The organism is Paraburkholderia sp. RL18-101-BIB-B (assembly GCF_046026985.1).
Classification (GTDB): domain Bacteria; phylum Pseudomonadota; class Gammaproteobacteria; order Burkholderiales; family Burkholderiaceae; genus Paraburkholderia.
Window position 1 is genome coordinate 64,104 of sequence record NZ_JARESV010000037.1, and the last position, 15,359, is coordinate 79,462.

At 61.8% G+C, this 15,359-nt stretch carries 12 protein-coding genes; 2 read left to right on the forward strand and 10 right to left on the reverse strand.

All coding sequences use genetic code 11. The features are described from left to right. Window positions 1-66: 66 nt before the first annotated feature. Together P0D73_RS34285 and P0D73_RS34290 are read left to right on the forward strand one after the other, a co-directional pair. Window positions 67-1,488, forward strand: a complete 1,422-nt coding sequence (locus P0D73_RS34285) for an MFS transporter (protein WP_408318230.1) — start codon at window positions 67-69, stop codon at window positions 1,486-1,488. A 197-nt stretch (window positions 1,489-1,685) separates the two neighbouring features. Then, window positions 1,686-2,972: a Rieske 2Fe-2S domain-containing protein gene (locus P0D73_RS34290; RefSeq protein ID WP_408318228.1), complete on the forward strand. Its 1,287-nt coding sequence runs from the start codon at window positions 1,686-1,688 to the stop codon at window positions 2,970-2,972. Window positions 2,973-3,038: 66 nt separating this feature from the next. Here P0D73_RS34290 and P0D73_RS34295 read toward each other — a convergent pair whose 3' ends face one another. From P0D73_RS34295 to P0D73_RS34340, 10 genes are all read right to left on the reverse strand, one after another. Beyond that, entirely contained in the window at window positions 3,039-3,632 is a 594-nt protein-coding gene (locus tag P0D73_RS34295) for a carboxymuconolactone decarboxylase family protein (protein WP_408318226.1), read from the reverse strand. Window positions 3,633-3,673: 41 nt separating this feature from the next. Next, window positions 3,674-3,967, reverse strand: a complete 294-nt coding sequence (locus P0D73_RS34300) for a DUF4148 domain-containing protein (protein WP_408318224.1) — start codon at window positions 3,965-3,967, stop codon at window positions 3,674-3,676. Window positions 3,968-3,969: 2 nt separating this feature from the next. Further along, window positions 3,970-5,349 (reverse strand): NAD(P)H-dependent oxidoreductase, encoded by a 1,380-nt coding sequence (locus tag P0D73_RS34305; protein WP_408318222.1) that lies wholly within the window; start codon window positions 5,347-5,349, stop codon window positions 3,970-3,972. A gap of 39 nt (window positions 5,350-5,388) precedes the next feature. Further along, window positions 5,389-6,237 carry a TauD/TfdA dioxygenase family protein gene (locus tag P0D73_RS34310; protein ID WP_408434860.1) on the reverse strand — a complete coding sequence of 283 codons (849 nt, stop codon included), beginning with the start codon at window positions 6,235-6,237 and terminating at the stop codon, window positions 5,389-5,391. After that, window positions 6,234-8,003 (reverse strand): GMC family oxidoreductase, encoded by a 1,770-nt coding sequence (locus tag P0D73_RS34315; RefSeq protein ID WP_408318219.1) that lies wholly within the window; start codon window positions 8,001-8,003, stop codon window positions 6,234-6,236. Before P0D73_RS34315 ends, P0D73_RS34310 begins: the two co-directional genes overlap by 4 nt. A 33-nt stretch (window positions 8,004-8,036) precedes the next feature. After that, window positions 8,037-9,521, reverse strand: a complete 1,485-nt coding sequence (locus P0D73_RS34320) for an aldehyde dehydrogenase family protein (protein WP_408318217.1) — start codon at window positions 9,519-9,521, stop codon at window positions 8,037-8,039. Between the two features lie 91 nt (window positions 9,522-9,612). Further along, window positions 9,613-11,661 carry a hydantoinase/oxoprolinase family protein gene (locus P0D73_RS34325; protein ID WP_408318215.1) on the reverse strand — a complete coding sequence of 683 codons (2,049 nt, stop codon included), beginning with the start codon at window positions 11,659-11,661 and terminating at the stop codon, window positions 9,613-9,615. A gap of 63 nt (window positions 11,662-11,724) precedes the next feature. Further along, window positions 11,725-13,467 carry a hydantoinase B/oxoprolinase family protein gene (locus tag P0D73_RS34330; RefSeq protein ID WP_408318213.1) on the reverse strand — a complete coding sequence of 581 codons (1,743 nt, stop codon included), beginning with the start codon at window positions 13,465-13,467 and terminating at the stop codon, window positions 11,725-11,727. 66 nt (window positions 13,468-13,533) lie between these two features. Continuing rightward, window positions 13,534-14,295 carry a 3,4-dihydroxyphthalate decarboxylase gene (phtC, locus tag P0D73_RS34335; RefSeq protein ID WP_408318211.1) on the reverse strand — a complete coding sequence of 254 codons (762 nt, stop codon included), beginning with the start codon at window positions 14,293-14,295 and terminating at the stop codon, window positions 13,534-13,536. Between the two features lie 65 nt (window positions 14,296-14,360). Beyond that, window positions 14,361-15,305 (reverse strand): PDR/VanB family oxidoreductase, encoded by a 945-nt coding sequence (locus P0D73_RS34340; RefSeq protein WP_408318209.1) that lies wholly within the window; start codon window positions 15,303-15,305, stop codon window positions 14,361-14,363. Window positions 15,306-15,359 lie beyond the last annotated feature (54 nt).

Genomic DNA, 15,359 nt, shown 5'->3' on the forward strand with positions numbered 1-15,359 from the left:
GTGCGCACCGGTCCCAATCTTCATCTCCTGCAGAGCCGCGCGCCGGCATTCCGGATCAGGCGTGACGTGAAAGCATCTATCGGGAAGACGTCCATCGCCGATACGGCGGCACGGGACGGCACGGCGAACGTGCTGCAAGACGGCGTATGCGCTCCGCAACTCTATTGGGGCATTCTGGTCGTCACGCTGAGCACCGCGTTAGGCGCTTTGGACACGGTTATTGCCAATGTGGCGCTGCCGACCATCGCGCAAGACCTGCATGCGTCCCCCTCCGCCTCAATCTGGATCATCAACGGCTATCAGATCGCTATCGCCATTTCGCTACTGCCGTTCTCCTCGCTCGGGGACCGCATCGGCTATCGTGCTGTCTATCTGACCGGCATCACTGTGTTCACGCTCGCGTCGCTCACGTGCGCGCTTTCGCATACGCTCGTCGAGTTGACTTTGTCGCGTGTCGCGCAGGGGTTCGGTGCAGCCGGCATTGCGAGCGTGAATACGGCGTTGGTGAAAACGCTCTATCCCTCCCGCCTGCTCGGCCGCGGTGTCAGCATCAACGCCTCGGTGATCGCCACCGCGTCGGTGGCCGGACCTACCGTAGCCGCGTCGATCCTGTCGATCGCGTCATGGCCATGGCTTTTTGCCGTCAACGTGCCGCTTGGTATCGCGGCGCTCCTGCTCGGATTCGTCGCGCTGCCGAGCAGTCTCACGCATCGCAACCGCTACGATGTGATCAGCGCTTTGCTCAACGTACTCACGATCGGCTCGCTGGTACTGGCTGTCGATGCCTTTGGGCACGGCGGCAACGCGCTGACCGTCATGCTTTATTTGTGCTGCACGGTCTGCGTCGGATACGCGTTCGTCAAGCGTCAGCTCGGTCGCGAGACACCTCTCCTTCCGGTCGATCTGCTGCGCGATCCGGTCTTTGCGCTCTCCGTCGCCACTTCGATCTGCTCATTCATTGCGCAGATGCTCGCATTCGTCTCTTTGCCATTCTTGCTGCAACGGACCTTTGGATACACCCCTGCACATGTCGGCCTTCTCTTGACGCCCTGGCCGCTCGCCGTGCTATGCATGGCGCCCATATCCGGCGTTCTTTCCGACCGCTACCCAGCCGGTGTTCTTGGCGGCATCGGCCTCGCAGCGCTCGCAACCGGGCTTGCACTACTTGCGTGGCTGCCCGCCGATCCTCCGGCCATCACCATCGCCTGGCGGATGGCATTGTGCGGTCTCGGCTTTGGCCTCTTCCAGTCACCCAACAATCGCGCGATTCTGGCCGCCGCACCGCGCGGGCGAACCGGCGGCGCCAGCGGAATGATCGGTACGGCACGCACACTGGGTCAGACAATCGGTGCCGCGCTTGTCGCGTTTGCATTCGAGGTCGTTCCACAGCACGAAGCCAGTGTCGCCCTCGCGGCGGGGGCCGGCTTCTCCGCGCTCGCGGCATGTGTGAGCCTGTCGAGACTCGCCGCCGCACGTCCGGCGAAGTGAACTGCCGCTGCGCGCCGCCATCGCGCTCATTTCCCCACGCGATAGTTAGTTTTTCGAACGGTTTGACGTTGACGCAATAAACATAGATAGCTAATATAAATCAACCTGTTTGACCGCTTCTTCCGTGTGCGGCGCTGCGTGATGAGTCAGCTGATACGCACGACGGATTGTCACTGATCTCTCCCGGAGGTGAACTCATGCTGACAGCAGAACAGAACCAGCTGCTTACGCGCGTTGGTGCAGGAACGCCCGGCGGCGAACTGATGCGCCGCTACTGGCATCCCATTGCCGGTGTCGACGAATTCTCCGACGGCCGCAGCGCGCGTCGCGTACGGTTGCTCGGCGAAGACCTCGTGTTATTCAAGGACCGTCAAGGCCGTTTCGGCTTGATTGCGGAACACTGTCCACACCGGCGTGCGTCGCTCGCATACGGCATTCCTACCGAGGACGGCATTCGCTGCCCGTATCACGGCTGGCACTTCGACGCGCAAGGAAACTGTATCGACCAGCCTAACGAGTCGGCGGAAACGTGCTTCAAGGAACGCGTCAAAACGCCGGCGTATGCAGTCGAAGAACTCGGCGGCATGCTATTCGCGTACATGGGACCGGAGCCGCGCCCGCTGCTGCCGCGCTTCGATGGTTTCGTGATCGAACCGGCGGTACGCATGATCGGACGTGCGGTGATCCCGGCTAACTGGCTGCAGATCATGGAGAACTCGGTCGATCAGGTTCATACGGAATGGCTGCATGGTCATCTGTACGAGAACCTGAAAGAGAAAGAAGGTGTGCGCGTCGCAATTACCAAGAAGCACGTCCGTATCGGCTTTACCGAGTTCGAGCATGGGATCATCAAGCGGCGTCTGCTCGAAGGTCAAAGCGAAGATTGCGACGACTGGCAGGTCGGCCATCCACTCGTGTTTCCGAACATGCTGGCAGTAGGCTATGCGTCGAAGAAAGCGGGCAGCCGCATGTCGTTCCAGATTCGTACGCCGATGGACGACTCGCATACTTTGCACCTCTGGTACACCACGTTCGTGCCGCCTGCAGGCACCGAAATTCCAGCGCATCTGCGCGAACGCGTGCCGGTCTATGAGGTGCCCTATGTCGACCGGCGTGGCGACTATCTGCTCGACATGATCGATTCGCAGGACATCATGGCGTGGATCACGCAAGGTCCGATCGCCGATCGCACAAAGGAAAATCTCGGCTCGACCGACCAGGGCGTGGCGATCCTCAGGCGCATGGTGCATCGTGAACAGGCCAAGGTCACGCGCGGCGAGGACCCGTTGGGCACGGTGCGCGACGCAGCGATGAACGAGCAGATTCATCTGCCGCTGGAACAGGACAAGTATCATTACAACGACGGCTTCACCAGCATGCTCGGGCGCACTCAGGCACGGTATTCACCCTATGCGCGCGATCTCATCCGGCTTTTTTCACCGGAGCACGCCGAGGCCTTCGAGCGCGTTCTGGAGATGCTCTAGAAGCGATGACGGCGGGTGCTGCCGTCTGGCGCCCGCTTCACATTGCCACTAAATGAAATGACACCGCTAGTTGGTGACTAATGGCGGCTCGACACCCGGATCGAGCTGCATATCGAAAGTGGCCAGTAGCGCCGCGATCGTCGAGTAGTTACCCATCAACGCCACCAGATCGATCAGCGAGCGCTTGCCGAACGTCTTGAGCGCCCGTTCGTAAGTGCGCGAACTCACGCGATGCGCGCGAAATATTTCCCGGCCCAACGTAATGACAAGCGCGTCGGTTTGATCGAGCGCGGCGAGGCGCCGATCGCGCCGAATCGCGTCGATGGTGTCTTCCGGTACGCCCGCGCTGAGCGCGGCCGCTTCATGGACGGCCCACTCGAACTGACTGTCGCAACAACGCGCTGTGGTGAGTATCGCGACCTCACGTACGCGCGGTGAAAATGCCGCTTCAAAGCGCAAATAGCGCAACAGCGGACGGTTGCGCTTGGCGAGTTCCGGACTGTGCAATTGCAGACCGCCCGGCCCGCGCAGGCCACGTATCGAATGCGCCCCGGGCTTCACGTGCGCATCGAAAATAGCTTGCGCTTCCGTGTCGAGGCTCGCGCGATCGGGTAGCGGCAACCGGCAGCCCGATTGCGGATCAATGTCGATGGGATACATGGTGTGGCCTCCGTGACGCGCACTTGACGCGCCTTGCGCCCTCACTGGCTCGCCGCCTGTCCGATACCCGCTTTCTTCTGCGCGTCCTGCAGATTCGACGGATAAGTGGATCCCACCTGATTCGGCTTATAACCGTTCTTTTCGAGCGTCCGCAATTCAGCTTTGTTCTTCGCATGGGCAGCTTTTCGGTCTGCCTTACGTTGCGCCTTGCGCTCGGCTTTCGTGGCCGCGCTGGAGGCAGCGTCCGAGCCCTGCGCCCACGTCGGCGCTGCCGAAACCGTCATCAGCGTTGTTGCCATGATCGTGACCAACCATGATTGTGTGACCGTCGACATCGCTATGTCTCCTTGTTCGTTAGTTTCGTGAAGCTCTCCTCGCCCACGGCAAACATCGCTTCCATTTCGCGCCGCACACATACGTCCTGGCGTTTGGCGTCATAGCGCATGTCTTGCCATCGCACCACCGTGCCCGCGGCGATGTCGCGGACCAGTTCCATTCCGTGCGCGACACCGATCGGCAGCGCGCCGATCGCCAGCGAATCCGTGGCGGGCATCAGCTTGCCGTACACGGTATAGCCACCTTCACCGTCGAGGCGCTCGCCCGCGCGCAACGCGCGTTTGCTTGTGGCCACCGCATCGGCCCGGAAGCCGCCGGTCGATCCCGTTGCTTCGCCGCGCAACGCCACGCTCGCCACCGACGTGCCCAGTTCGAGGCCAATCAGGTGATAGGGTTTGTACATGGCCGCGAAGCGGCCACTTGCGTCCGTTCTCAAGCCGTATTGCGCGAAGCATTCGCGTACGTAGCGGCTCATTGCTTCGATGACCACGTACACGCCCCAGCGCAAATCGCGAAACACCGGGCGTCCATCGCGTTCGAGCGATGACACGACTTCAACGGTGCCGCTCCGCTCCAGCACACCACCGGCGTCGACCGGTTTCAACAGTGCCGGAAGATCGTCGGCGCCGCAGGCGAGAAACGCGAGTCCATCGGTGGCGGGCGTGAGTGCGCAGGCGTTCGCAACAGCCGCCATTTCAAGTGCCGATTTCGTGCCGTCCACGAATGAATTGAACATCTGCGCGTTGAAATCTCCGCTTTGCACCTGCTCGTCGGTAAAGCCGTAGTGGCGCCAGACGGTATCCGGCGTCGACTGTCGATAAGCCGGCAAATAGCGGGTGCCTTTGCCCGCGCAAACGATTTCGAAGCCACAGGTGCGCGCCCAGTCGACCAGTTCCGCAATCAGCGCCGGTTGATCGCCCGATGCCATCGAATAGACAACACCCGCCTCCTGAGCGCGGCGCGCCAGCAGCGGACCCGCGAGCACGTCTGCTTCGACGTTGACCATCACCACATGTTTGCGGTGCTCGCAGCACAGCAACGCGTGACGCACGCCGGCAGCCGGATGACCGGTCGCTTCGATAACGACGTCGACTGCCCCGCAGGCAATGAGCGCGGACGCGTCGTCGGTAACGAACGTCGATCCTGTGTCGAGGGCGTCACGCCAATCCGTCGCAGCATAGGCGGACGCGCACCAGCCTACCCGTTGCAGCGAATCGCGCGCGCGCTGCGGCGACAGATCGGCAATCCCGAGCAGATGTACGCCAGGTGTCGTGCGCACTTGCGACAGATACATCGAGCCGAATTTGCCCGCGCCGATCAAGCCGACACGTATCGGCCGGTTCGACGCAGCCCGGGCTTCGAGCTTCGCGATCAACGACATGAACGTCCTCCGCAGCGTGTGGCGCGTATTACGTTCCGGTCATTCGACCGCTTCCGCCGGCAACGTGATGCGCCGCATTACGCGACGCTGTTTGGGATCGAAGTCCGTGCGTGCGTGCAAAGCGCAGCGGTTATCCCAGATGAGCACGTCGCCGACTTGCCAGCGATGCGAGTAGATGAATTGTTGCTGCTCCTGATGAACAAACAGATACTCGAGCATCGCATCGCTTTCTCCTTCCGGCATGCCTTCAATACGTGCAGTCATCAAGCGATTGACGAACAGCGATTTGCGCCGTGTGACAGGATGAGTGCGCACCACGGGATGAACGTGGCTGGGTGCTTCCGCATTCGGCTGTCCGCGTCGGGTCGGATTCAGCCCGTAGTCGTACACGTTCAGCGCCCTGAGACCTTTAATTTTTTGCTTCACGTCGTCCGGCAAGGTTTCATACGCCTTGTACGTGTTGGCGAATAGCGTATTGCCGCCTTCGCTCGGAATCTCGATGGCATACAGCATCGTGCCTTTTGACGGGTGATCGCGATAGCACTGGTCGGAATGGAACTGCATCTCGCCGTCGGGAAGAATGCCGTCCGGACGATCCGGCTGCTTCACATTTGTCACGTAGACGAGTCCCTCGACACGTTCGAGAGCCGGAATATGGCCTGATGACAGCGCGCCACCTCCGAACAGCCTGCCGAAGCGCACCTGGTCCTCTTCGGATAACGTCTGGTTGCGGATCAGCACGACCAAGTTCTCATGCCACGCGTCGAGAATCTTCTGATTCTGCTCGGGCGAGAGATCGCGCAAATCGATACCCTGCACCTCGGCTCCCAATGCGTCGGATAGTGGCCGTGTCGTCACGAGGCCCGCCATCTGTGTTTGCTCGCTCATAACTGTCTCCTTGAATCGCTTGCGGATCGACTTGTGTGATGCGTGAATGCGGTGTCGGGCTTCGGCGTAACGTTCACCATAGCCCGCACATCCGCGTCCTGCTGCTGAGACGTTGGATGTGTCGCCGATGCGCGCAGCGCGGACGACTCGCTGGATCGGCTGGCGATCATCTCCGCCGCCTTCTCCGCGATCATCAGCACCGCGGCATTGATGTTGCCGCCGACGATGTCCGGCATCACCGACGCATCCACCACCCGCAAGCCGCGCACATTGCGGACGCGCAACGATGCGTCGACAACGGCGAGTGGGTCGTCGGCGGTGCCCATCCGGCAAGTGCCCGCCGGGTGATGCGAAGTGGCCGATGTGCGCCGCATATGCGCATCGAGCGCTGCGTCGGATGTCTGATCGGCGCCCGGCAGCGTCTCGTTGCCGATGAACGGTTGCAGCGCGGCCTGGCTAGCGACTTCGCGGATCAGCCGCATGCCAGCGCGCAGCGTACGCGCGTCGCGTTCGTCTTCGAGGAAATTGAAGTGAATTTTTGGCGCAGTACGCGGGTCTGCCGACGCGAGTTCGATCCGACCGCGACTGCGAGGACGCAGCAGCACCGCGCGGCACGCGAAGCCATCAGCTACGGGGCAGCGAAACGGTGCAAACCACGGACCCGCGCCCGGTGGCAAGGCACGAAACAGCAACTGGATGTCGGGGAGTGCCAAAGCATTGTCGGTCTTCAGGAAGCCGGTCCAGCCGCTCGGCAGGTCCGTCCAGAAGCCGTTGCGGAACAGAAGCGCCTGGGCGATCCCGCGCGCCACTCGGTCCAGGCGCATCTCACGTTGAAAGATCCCCGGTACGCTTCGTGAGAATTCAACGCTTGCCCACAGATGGTCTTGCAGATTGCGCCCGACGCCCGGCACGTCGGCCTTGATGGGGACGCCATGACGTTCGAGCTGCGCGGGGTCGCCGATGCCGGACAGCATCAGAAGATGCGGCGAATGAATCGTCCCGGCGCAGAGAATGACTTCGCGATCGGCTTCGACGTTCTGCGCCTCGCCGTCCACCACGACTCGCGCGCCAGTCACGCGGTCGCCGCTGAATAGCAGCGTCTGCACCGCGGCGCGCGTCATCACACGCAGATTGCTGCGATTGAGCACGGGTCGCAGATACGCGGAAGCCGCGCTCGAACGGCGACCGTTAGCCAAGGTCAATTGCAGGCGGCCTACCCCTTCCTGCGTATGGCCGTTATAGTCCGGCGTGGCCGGCAGGCCGGCTTCGTGCGCCGCGCGCATCCATGCGTCCACTAACGGATCAGGATATTGCGACGTGCATGTCGCGACGGGCCCGACGCCTCCACGAAACTCCGACGCTCCGGCCTCCCAATGCTCCTGCCTGCGGAAATACGGCAGCACGTCCTGATAGGACCAGCCAGGCAAGCCGTACGAGGCCCATCGATCATAGTCGCCTGCATGGCCGCGCACGTAAGCCATCGCGTTCACCGACGAACAGCCACCAATCACCTTGCCCCGCGCGCACTCAATACGTCTACTGTCGAGTCGTGCTTCCGGCTCGCTGTGCAAACCCCAATCGAAACGCGGCGAGCCGTGCAAACGCCCCCAGCCAAGTGGAATGTGAATCCACGCGCTGCGATCCCATCCGCCCGCTTCAATCAGCAAAACATTGGTATCGCCCGCCTCGGTCAGGCGCGCGGCGAGCGCGCAACCAGCCGAGCCCGCACCGATGATGATGTAATCGAATCGCGATGTTGTGCTCATGGGCGCCGTCGGAACACGTAAATATTGGACCAATTAGCGCAATGTGACGTGAAGGGACTTTTGCCTGGTATAGCTGAGCAATTCGTCCATACACTCCTCACGCCCCACGCCGCTGTTTTTAGTTCCGCCGAACGGCATGCCCGTGTAATGGCCACCGCCGCCGTTCACCCAGACATAGCCGCAATCGAGCTTCATCGCAATCTTCAAGGCCGCATTCAGATCGTTCGACCAGAGTGCCGCGGCCAGACCGTATTCGGTCGCGTTCGCGAGCGCCAACGCTTCATCAGGCGAGCGCCATTTCAGCACCGAGAGCACCGGACCGAATACTTCCTCACGCGCGATGCGCATGTCCCGCGTCACGCCGGTAAAGACGGTCGGCTCGACCCAATAACCGCGCCCGAAGGATTCACCCGGCGGCCGTTTGCCGCCTGTCGCCAGGTGCGCGCCGTCGGATTTCGCGATGTCGATGTATTCGAGCACGCGCCGATAATGACGCTCCGAATTGATCGGCCCCATTTGGGAGGTTTCGTCAAGCGGGTCGCCGAGTTTGAGCGACGAGACTGCCGCAACAACACGTTCCACTACGGCGTCATGAATCGACTCGTGCAGGAGCAGGCGGCTCGTCGAGCCGCATGACTGACCCTGCCACGCGAAATTCATTCCGGCGATCGCGGCATTCGCCGCCACATCAGGATCGACGTCGGGAAACACGATCATCGGATTCTTGCCGCCCAGTTCGAGTGAAACCTGCTTGACGCACACTTCCGCCGCGCGGCGCTGAATCATCATGCCCGTGCCCACCGATCCGGTGAACGCGATGCGCCGCACACGCGGATGGCGCACGATCGCGTCGCCGGTGATCTGCCCCGGACCCGGCAGAATATTGACGATGCCGGCGGGCAATACATCGGCACACACTTCGCCGAGTATCGCGGACGACAACGGGCTCTGTTCCGGTGGCTTGATCAACGCGGCGTTACCCGCCATCAGCGGTCCCGCGAGCGCTGCTACTTCGAAATAGATCGGATGGTTGAACGGCACGATGCGCGCGACCACACCGAACGGCTCGCGCATCGACAGATGCAGGCGCTCTTTCGAAAATGGCAGCGTCTCGCCCTTGATTTCGCACGCAATGCTCGCGTAGTACTCGAGCAGATGCACCGCGCCCGCCAGATCGCCGCGCATCTTGCCAATGGTGTTACCGGTGTCGCGCACTTCGAGTTGCAAAATCTCGTCGCGGCGTTGCATCAGGCGGCGGGCCAGCTCACGTAGCCGCTCGGCCCGATCGCTCACGTCGAGCGCGGCCCACGAGGGTTGCGCGCGCTCGGCTGCACTGACCGCGCGTTCCACGTCGTCAGCGTCGGCAATTGCGCTACGGCCAATTGGCGTTTCGTCGGCGGGATCCAGCGAGACCGCCCATTCGCCGCGCACGCCCGCGCCAAGCTGCCCGTCGATCAGCAACGGATAATCCCGCAAGCCGGTCTCGTCGCCGGCACGTACCGAGGTCGTCTCCACCATTCGCTCGCTGGTAAATTTAAAATAAGATACCTAAGATTATGCCGGATCAGTAGCAAGTCAAGTCAGGAGTAACCCCTTTTCGCGGGTACGGTCATGCTCCGATCTCCGTCACCAGCATGTTGCAGAACGTATCGACTTCTACGTGCTGGCCCGGATAAACCACCGTCGTCGACGTGCGTTCCTCGACGATCAATGGACCGATGAGCCGCGTGCCCGGATACAGATCGTTGCGGCGATAGACCGGTGTCGGAACTGGCGCTTGCGGACCGAACCACGCATCGCGCGTTTCGAACGGGGCCGGCGTGACGTTTTGCGCGATTTCGAAGGTTTTCATCGCCGGCTTCGGAATCTGCCCGACGCCCGTCACCTGGAAGTTGACGATCTCGACCAGTTGTTGCTGCGCCATGTGTCCGTAGCGGCGGTGATGCGCTTCATGAAAGCGCTGCTGCAACGTCTCGAGGTCTTGCGGGCCGTTCAGCGCGGGCACCGTCACATCGACCTCATACGACTGGCCGGCGTATCGCATACCTGCATGGCGCACGGTGGTCAGATGCTCGCGCGGAATATTTTCGTTGACGAGGTCGTTCAGTACGATCGCTTCCATGTCGCGATAGAACGCATTGAGCTCGTCGCAACTGGTCGATTCCATTCGCGTGATGCGCGTCAGGCTGCGCTCCTGCTGCACGTCGCTCACCAGCATCCCGTATGCGCTGAACGTGCCGGGATCGCGCGGGATCAGAATCCGGTTGATGCCCAGTTCGGCTGCGATTCTCGCGGCTGTCGTCGGCCCCATGCCGCCGAACGGCACCAGCGCAAACTCGCGCGGATCGTAGCCGCGCTCGACGCTGATCGTGCGCATCGCGATCACGACGTTCGTCGTCAACACCCGCAGAATTCCCCACGCCGCCTCGTGCATGCTCATGCCGAGCGGTCGCGCGACGTGCTCTTCGACCGCCTGGTAGGACGCATCGCGCGAGATCGCCATTTTCCCTTCGAGCAACGCATGCTGATTCAGATGGCCGAGCACGACCAGCGCGTCGGTGAGCGTCGGATGCGTGCCGCCGCGCATATAACAGGCCGGTCCGGGATTCGAGCCCGCGCTTTCCGGTCCCACCTTCAATACGCCGCCGAGCTGGATCGATGCGAGACTGCCGCCGCCCGCGCCAACGGTATCGATATCGACCGCGTGCGTGCGGATCGGATGGCGTCCCACGGACACCTCCGACTTATGCAGCAACTGGCCCGGAACCACGGCCATATCCGTGCTGGTGCCGCCCACGTCGAACGTAATCAGGTTGGCGACACCTTTGGCCGAGCCGAGGTAGCGGCTGCCGATCGTCCCGGCTACCGGACCAGACATCACCGTCTGGATCGGCGTGCGCGAGAGCATTCGCGAACTCGCGGCGCCGCCGTCCGATTTCATCATGAGCACGCGCGCGCCCGGAAAATAGCCGAGCGAAAGCGTCTCCAGATCCTTCAGATAACGTGCGGCCGGCGGCCCGATATACGCATTCGCGACGGTCGATGCCGTGCGCTCATATTCGCGCCATTCTGGGTTGACCTCGCTCGACAGCGACACGTACATGCCGGGCGCGACTTCTTCGATGATTCTCGCAATTTCCTGCTCGTGCCCTGCGTTTGCGTATGCAAATAGCAGCGCCACAGCGATCGCCTCCACCTGTTGCGCCTGCAATTTCTCTACCGCGGCGACCACGTCGTCGCGTTGCAACGGCTCGATCACGGTTCCGTCGAACGCGAGGCGCTCGCGCACTTCGTGAATGCGATCGCGCGACAGCAGCATTTTCGGCGCGGGCGCATAGAGGTTGAACACATCGCCGCCGCGCCATTGACGCCCCATTTCATATACATCGCGAAATCCCGCGGTCGTCAGCAACCCGACGCGCACGCCATTGTCTTCGAGCAAGGTGTTGAGTGCCGCCGTCGAGCCGTGCAGGATCAGGGATACCGCGTCCTTGCCGAACTCCGTCTGCAGGTCCTTCATGATCGTGTCCATCACGAGCATCGGCTCTGCCCGGTTCGACAGATACTTGCGGATTACCGTGACGTCGCCGAGGTCTTCGTCGAATGCCGTCACATCGGTGAATGTACCGCCGACATCGATGCCGATCCGCAGTTTCATAGCCACCTCTTTTCTGATAACGGACGCAATTAGGGTTTTGACGTGTTTTCTGGTGTGCGGGTGTCAGTGCGTAGCGGAACGCGTCTTGCTGCCGCGCAAGTGCGCGGTTGCTTCAACGTCGACGCTGCCGTCTTCCGGGTGAATCGCGACGCCGTATAGCGTGCGAGCCGCCTCGATCGACACATAGCCGCGCAACACGTCCAGTCGCACTGCTTCGGAGTCGCGCTCAAAGGGATCGCCACGGCCGCCGCCGCCCGCGAGTCCCCACGCGAGAACGTCTCCGGCGTGCAGGCGCAGCCCAGCCACTTTGGACGGCAGCGCACGCTCATCCGGCTTGCCGCGATTGAGGACCGCACTCGACGCCCGCGCCGGCAACGCGCCGAGCGAACCCGGCGACGCATGCTTGAAGCGATCCGCGCGCAGATTGAAGGTCACTTCGTCGCTCAGCACCTCCCATTCGCGCATCGCGCCAAGACCGCCGCGATGCAAACCGGCGCCGGCGGAATCCTGAATCAGCGCGTAACGGCGAATGCGCAACGGAAACTCTGTTTCGACCGCTTCGACCGGCGTGTTCATCACGTTCAGCACGAGCTCATCCTGAACGCTGACGCCATCGCCATGCGGCCTTGCACCACCGCCACCGTTGTAGATCTCGTGAATCGAAAACCATCGGCCGGTGCGGGGATTGAGGCCCGAACCGGTCAAGCCGCCGCTCGCGCCGCTGCCGGGTGCCGGAATGCGGTCGGGCGCCACCTCGCCGAGCACACGCGCGACCAGCGTGCTAATCAACTGACTCGCACGCACATACATATTGACCGGCGCTGGAAAGCGCGGATTGAGCAGCGACCCTTCCGGCGGATACGCGACGTCGATCGGCCGCGACATGCCGTCGTTGACGGGCAGATGCGGCGCGAAAGCCATCTTCACCCAGCACTCGATCACGTTGCGCGACACGCATGGTCGCAGATTGATCGGACCGCGCGCTTGCGAATCGCTGTCGAGCGTGAACTTGAGCCGGTCGCCAGCAACTTCGAGCGACAGCGAAATACGATACGACTTCTCGCGGTCGATGCCGTCGTCGTCGAGATAGTCGACAACCGGACCGTACGTGCCGGGCTTGAGCTGTTTGATCTGCGCAGTCAGTTCTTTTTCGCAGATGTCCATCCAGCGCGTCCAGCACGTGAGCACCGATTTCGTGCCGTACTTCTCGAAGAGTTCACCGAACTTGCGGATGCCATAAACGTTGGTCTGCACCTGCGCGTTGATGTCGCCCCAGGTCATTTCTGGCGTGCGCGTGTTCGCGCAGATCAGTTCGTACAGCGCCGCGTTCAACTCGCCCTCGTTGTACAGCTTGACCGGCGGAATCAGCAGACCTTCCTGGAAAACCTCAGTCGCGTCGGGACTATTGGTGCCCGGCACTTTGCCGCCGATGTCCGGCTTATGCGCCGTGTTGCCGATATACGCGACCAGTTCTCCTTCGAAGAACACTGGCGAGACGATCGTGACGTCGGTTGCATGGTTCTGACACGCACGGTACGGATGATTGACGATGAATGCATCGCCCGGCGCCATCTTGCCGCGAAAAGCCCGATGGATTTCGCGCGTTTGCGCGGCTATCGGGCCGATATGCGCCGGCTGGGGAATGCCCTGCGCCACCATTCGCGCATGGCGGTCGAAAATCGCAAAGGTGAAATCCTGGCTTTCCTTGATCACGGTCGAATAGCCGGTGCGCAGCATGTTCATGGTCAGCTCACGTGCAATCTGCAATGTGGACTGAAAAATGACTTCCAGATCGATGCCATCCATCCGAACCTCCGCGACGCTGAAGTGAAAGGTGGCTGCGCCGCCGCGCAACCGCATGAAACCATACGGCTAGGCGCGACGCTCATGGTCTTCAAGCACGCTCACATAGTGACGCCACGTCCACTTGAACACGTCTTTGTTGTGCGCCGAGAGCTTGGCGTTCTGTGCTTCGCGCAGACGTTTGAAGTACATCTGATCCTCTTCGCCGAGCAGCATGGGGGGCTTGCCGGCCTTTGCGCATTCGAGCGTGATGCTCGCCAGTGTTTCGAGCTGGATCGCCTTGATCGTCGCTTCTTCCACCGACGCGCCCACTGTCGCCACGCCGTGGCCATACATCAGGCAGACCGACTTGTTCTGCATCGACTTGACGAGTTGCTGACCGGTCGCCGCGTCGCGCACAAGCATTGCGCGGGGGAACATCGGCACACCTTCGGCCGCGAGGTACATCGAGTTGGGGTCGTAGGCGCCGAAGATCGGTTGCAGTTCGAGGCCGAGGATCGTGCAAAGCATCGACGCGCGGGGGTGAGCATGCACGACCGCGTTGACCTCGGGCCGCGCCTTATACAACTCGCCATGAATCGGCAGTTCGGTGGGCGTCTCGTAGGCATCCGCATGTTCGAGTTCGGAACCGTCGAAACGGCACGCGTGGACCGCTTCAGCCTGCGTGCGGATCAGGCCCGCTTCGCTCTTGCCGCGACAGCGGATCAGCATGCGTTCGCCTTCGATTCGCGCACTGACGTGGCCCGTAGTTTCGCGCACCAGGCCCAGATGAGCCAGGAGCCGGCACGACGTGGCAATCGTTTCACGAAGTTCATCAAGCGTGGTATCCATATATACGGCCTCTCCTGATTGAGTGCAGCGGTGTTGACCGCGCGGCTTCGACTCATCCCGCCGCGTCAGCGATCTATCGTGATCTCCTGCGTTTTCGCGCGCGACACGCAAGGAATGATGAAGGTGTCCTGTTCGTCGTCGAACAGCGCGAGATCGCGGTGATCCGCGACGCCCGCGATCAACGCGGTCTTGCATGTCGCGCAGGAGCCGGTTTCGCATGAGGTCGGCACATCGAAACCGTGTTCGCGCATGACCTGCACGATGGACTTGTCCGCCGGGATGTCGAGCGTGACGCCACTTTTCGCCAGATGACACCGGAACGGCCGGTTCTCGTTCGATTCTTCAACGACCTTCGCGGAGCCGAAGTCCTCGAAATGAACCGTGCCGCGTGGCCAGTTCGCCGCGGCCTCGCGCACTGCGTCCATCAGCGGACGTGGGCCGCAGCAGTAGATATGCGTGCCGGGCTCGCGCGCCGCGAGCAATCCGGCGACATCGAACGCGCGGCTCGGATCGCCTTCGTCGTGATAAACCGTGATGTTGGAATGCTCGCGCGGCGCATTGACTTCATTCAGAAATGCGGTCACCGACGCCGTACGCGCGAAGTAGTACAGGTCGTAAGGAACGCCACGCGCGTCGAGGTGCTGCATCATCGCGTAGATCGGCGTGATTCCAATGCCGCCCGCAATGAACAGGAATCTCTCCGCCGACGCTTCCAGCGGAAAATCATTGCGCGGCGTCGACACATCCAGTCGATCACCCGTATGCACGCCTTCGATCATCGCTCGCGAACCGCCCTGACCGTGATGTTCTTTCTTCACGGCGAAACGGTAATAACCTGTTTCTCCGGGCGCACTGCACAGCGAATATTTGCGCACGAGACCCGTCGGGCCAGTCACCTCCACATGCGCACCCGGCGTGAACTCGGGCAGCGCGGCGCCGTTGGCGTCGCGCACCTCGAACAGGTAGATGTCACCCGCAATCTGCGCTTTGTGACTCACAAGCAAATTCATGATTCTCCCTGTGCACGTTCCCGGTCTATTCGTTGCCGGTCCGCGCTGCTTTAA

Coding starts and splice junctions, on each gene's coding strand:
- P0D73_RS34340 (WP_408318209.1), bottom strand. CDS start 15,305: ATGAATTTGCTTGTGAGTCACAAAGCGCAGATTGCGGGTGACATCTAC.
- P0D73_RS34320 (WP_408318217.1), bottom strand. CDS start 9,521: ATGGTGGAGACGACCTCGGTACGTGCCGGCGACGAGACCGGCTTGCGG.
- P0D73_RS34315 (WP_408318219.1), bottom strand. CDS start 8,003: ATGAGCACAACATCGCGATTCGATTACATCATCATCGGTGCGGGCTCG.
- P0D73_RS34325 (WP_408318215.1), bottom strand. CDS start 11,661: ATGAAACTGCGGATCGGCATCGATGTCGGCGGTACATTCACCGATGTG.
- P0D73_RS34290 (WP_408318228.1), top strand. CDS start 1,686: ATGCTGACAGCAGAACAGAACCAGCTGCTTACGCGCGTTGGTGCAGGA.
- P0D73_RS34300 (WP_408318224.1), bottom strand. CDS start 3,967: ATGTCGACGGTCACACAATCATGGTTGGTCACGATCATGGCAACAACG.
- P0D73_RS34310 (WP_408434860.1), bottom strand. CDS start 6,237: ATGAGCGAGCAAACACAGATGGCGGGCCTCGTGACGACACGGCCACTA.
- phtC (WP_408318211.1), bottom strand. CDS start 14,295: ATGGATACCACGCTTGATGAACTTCGTGAAACGATTGCCACGTCGTGC.
- P0D73_RS34305 (WP_408318222.1), bottom strand. CDS start 5,349: ATGTCGTTGATCGCGAAGCTCGAAGCCCGGGCTGCGTCGAACCGGCCG.
- P0D73_RS34330 (WP_408318213.1), bottom strand. CDS start 13,467: ATGGATGGCATCGATCTGGAAGTCATTTTTCAGTCCACATTGCAGATT.
- P0D73_RS34295 (WP_408318226.1), bottom strand. CDS start 3,632: ATGTATCCCATCGACATTGATCCGCAATCGGGCTGCCGGTTGCCGCTA.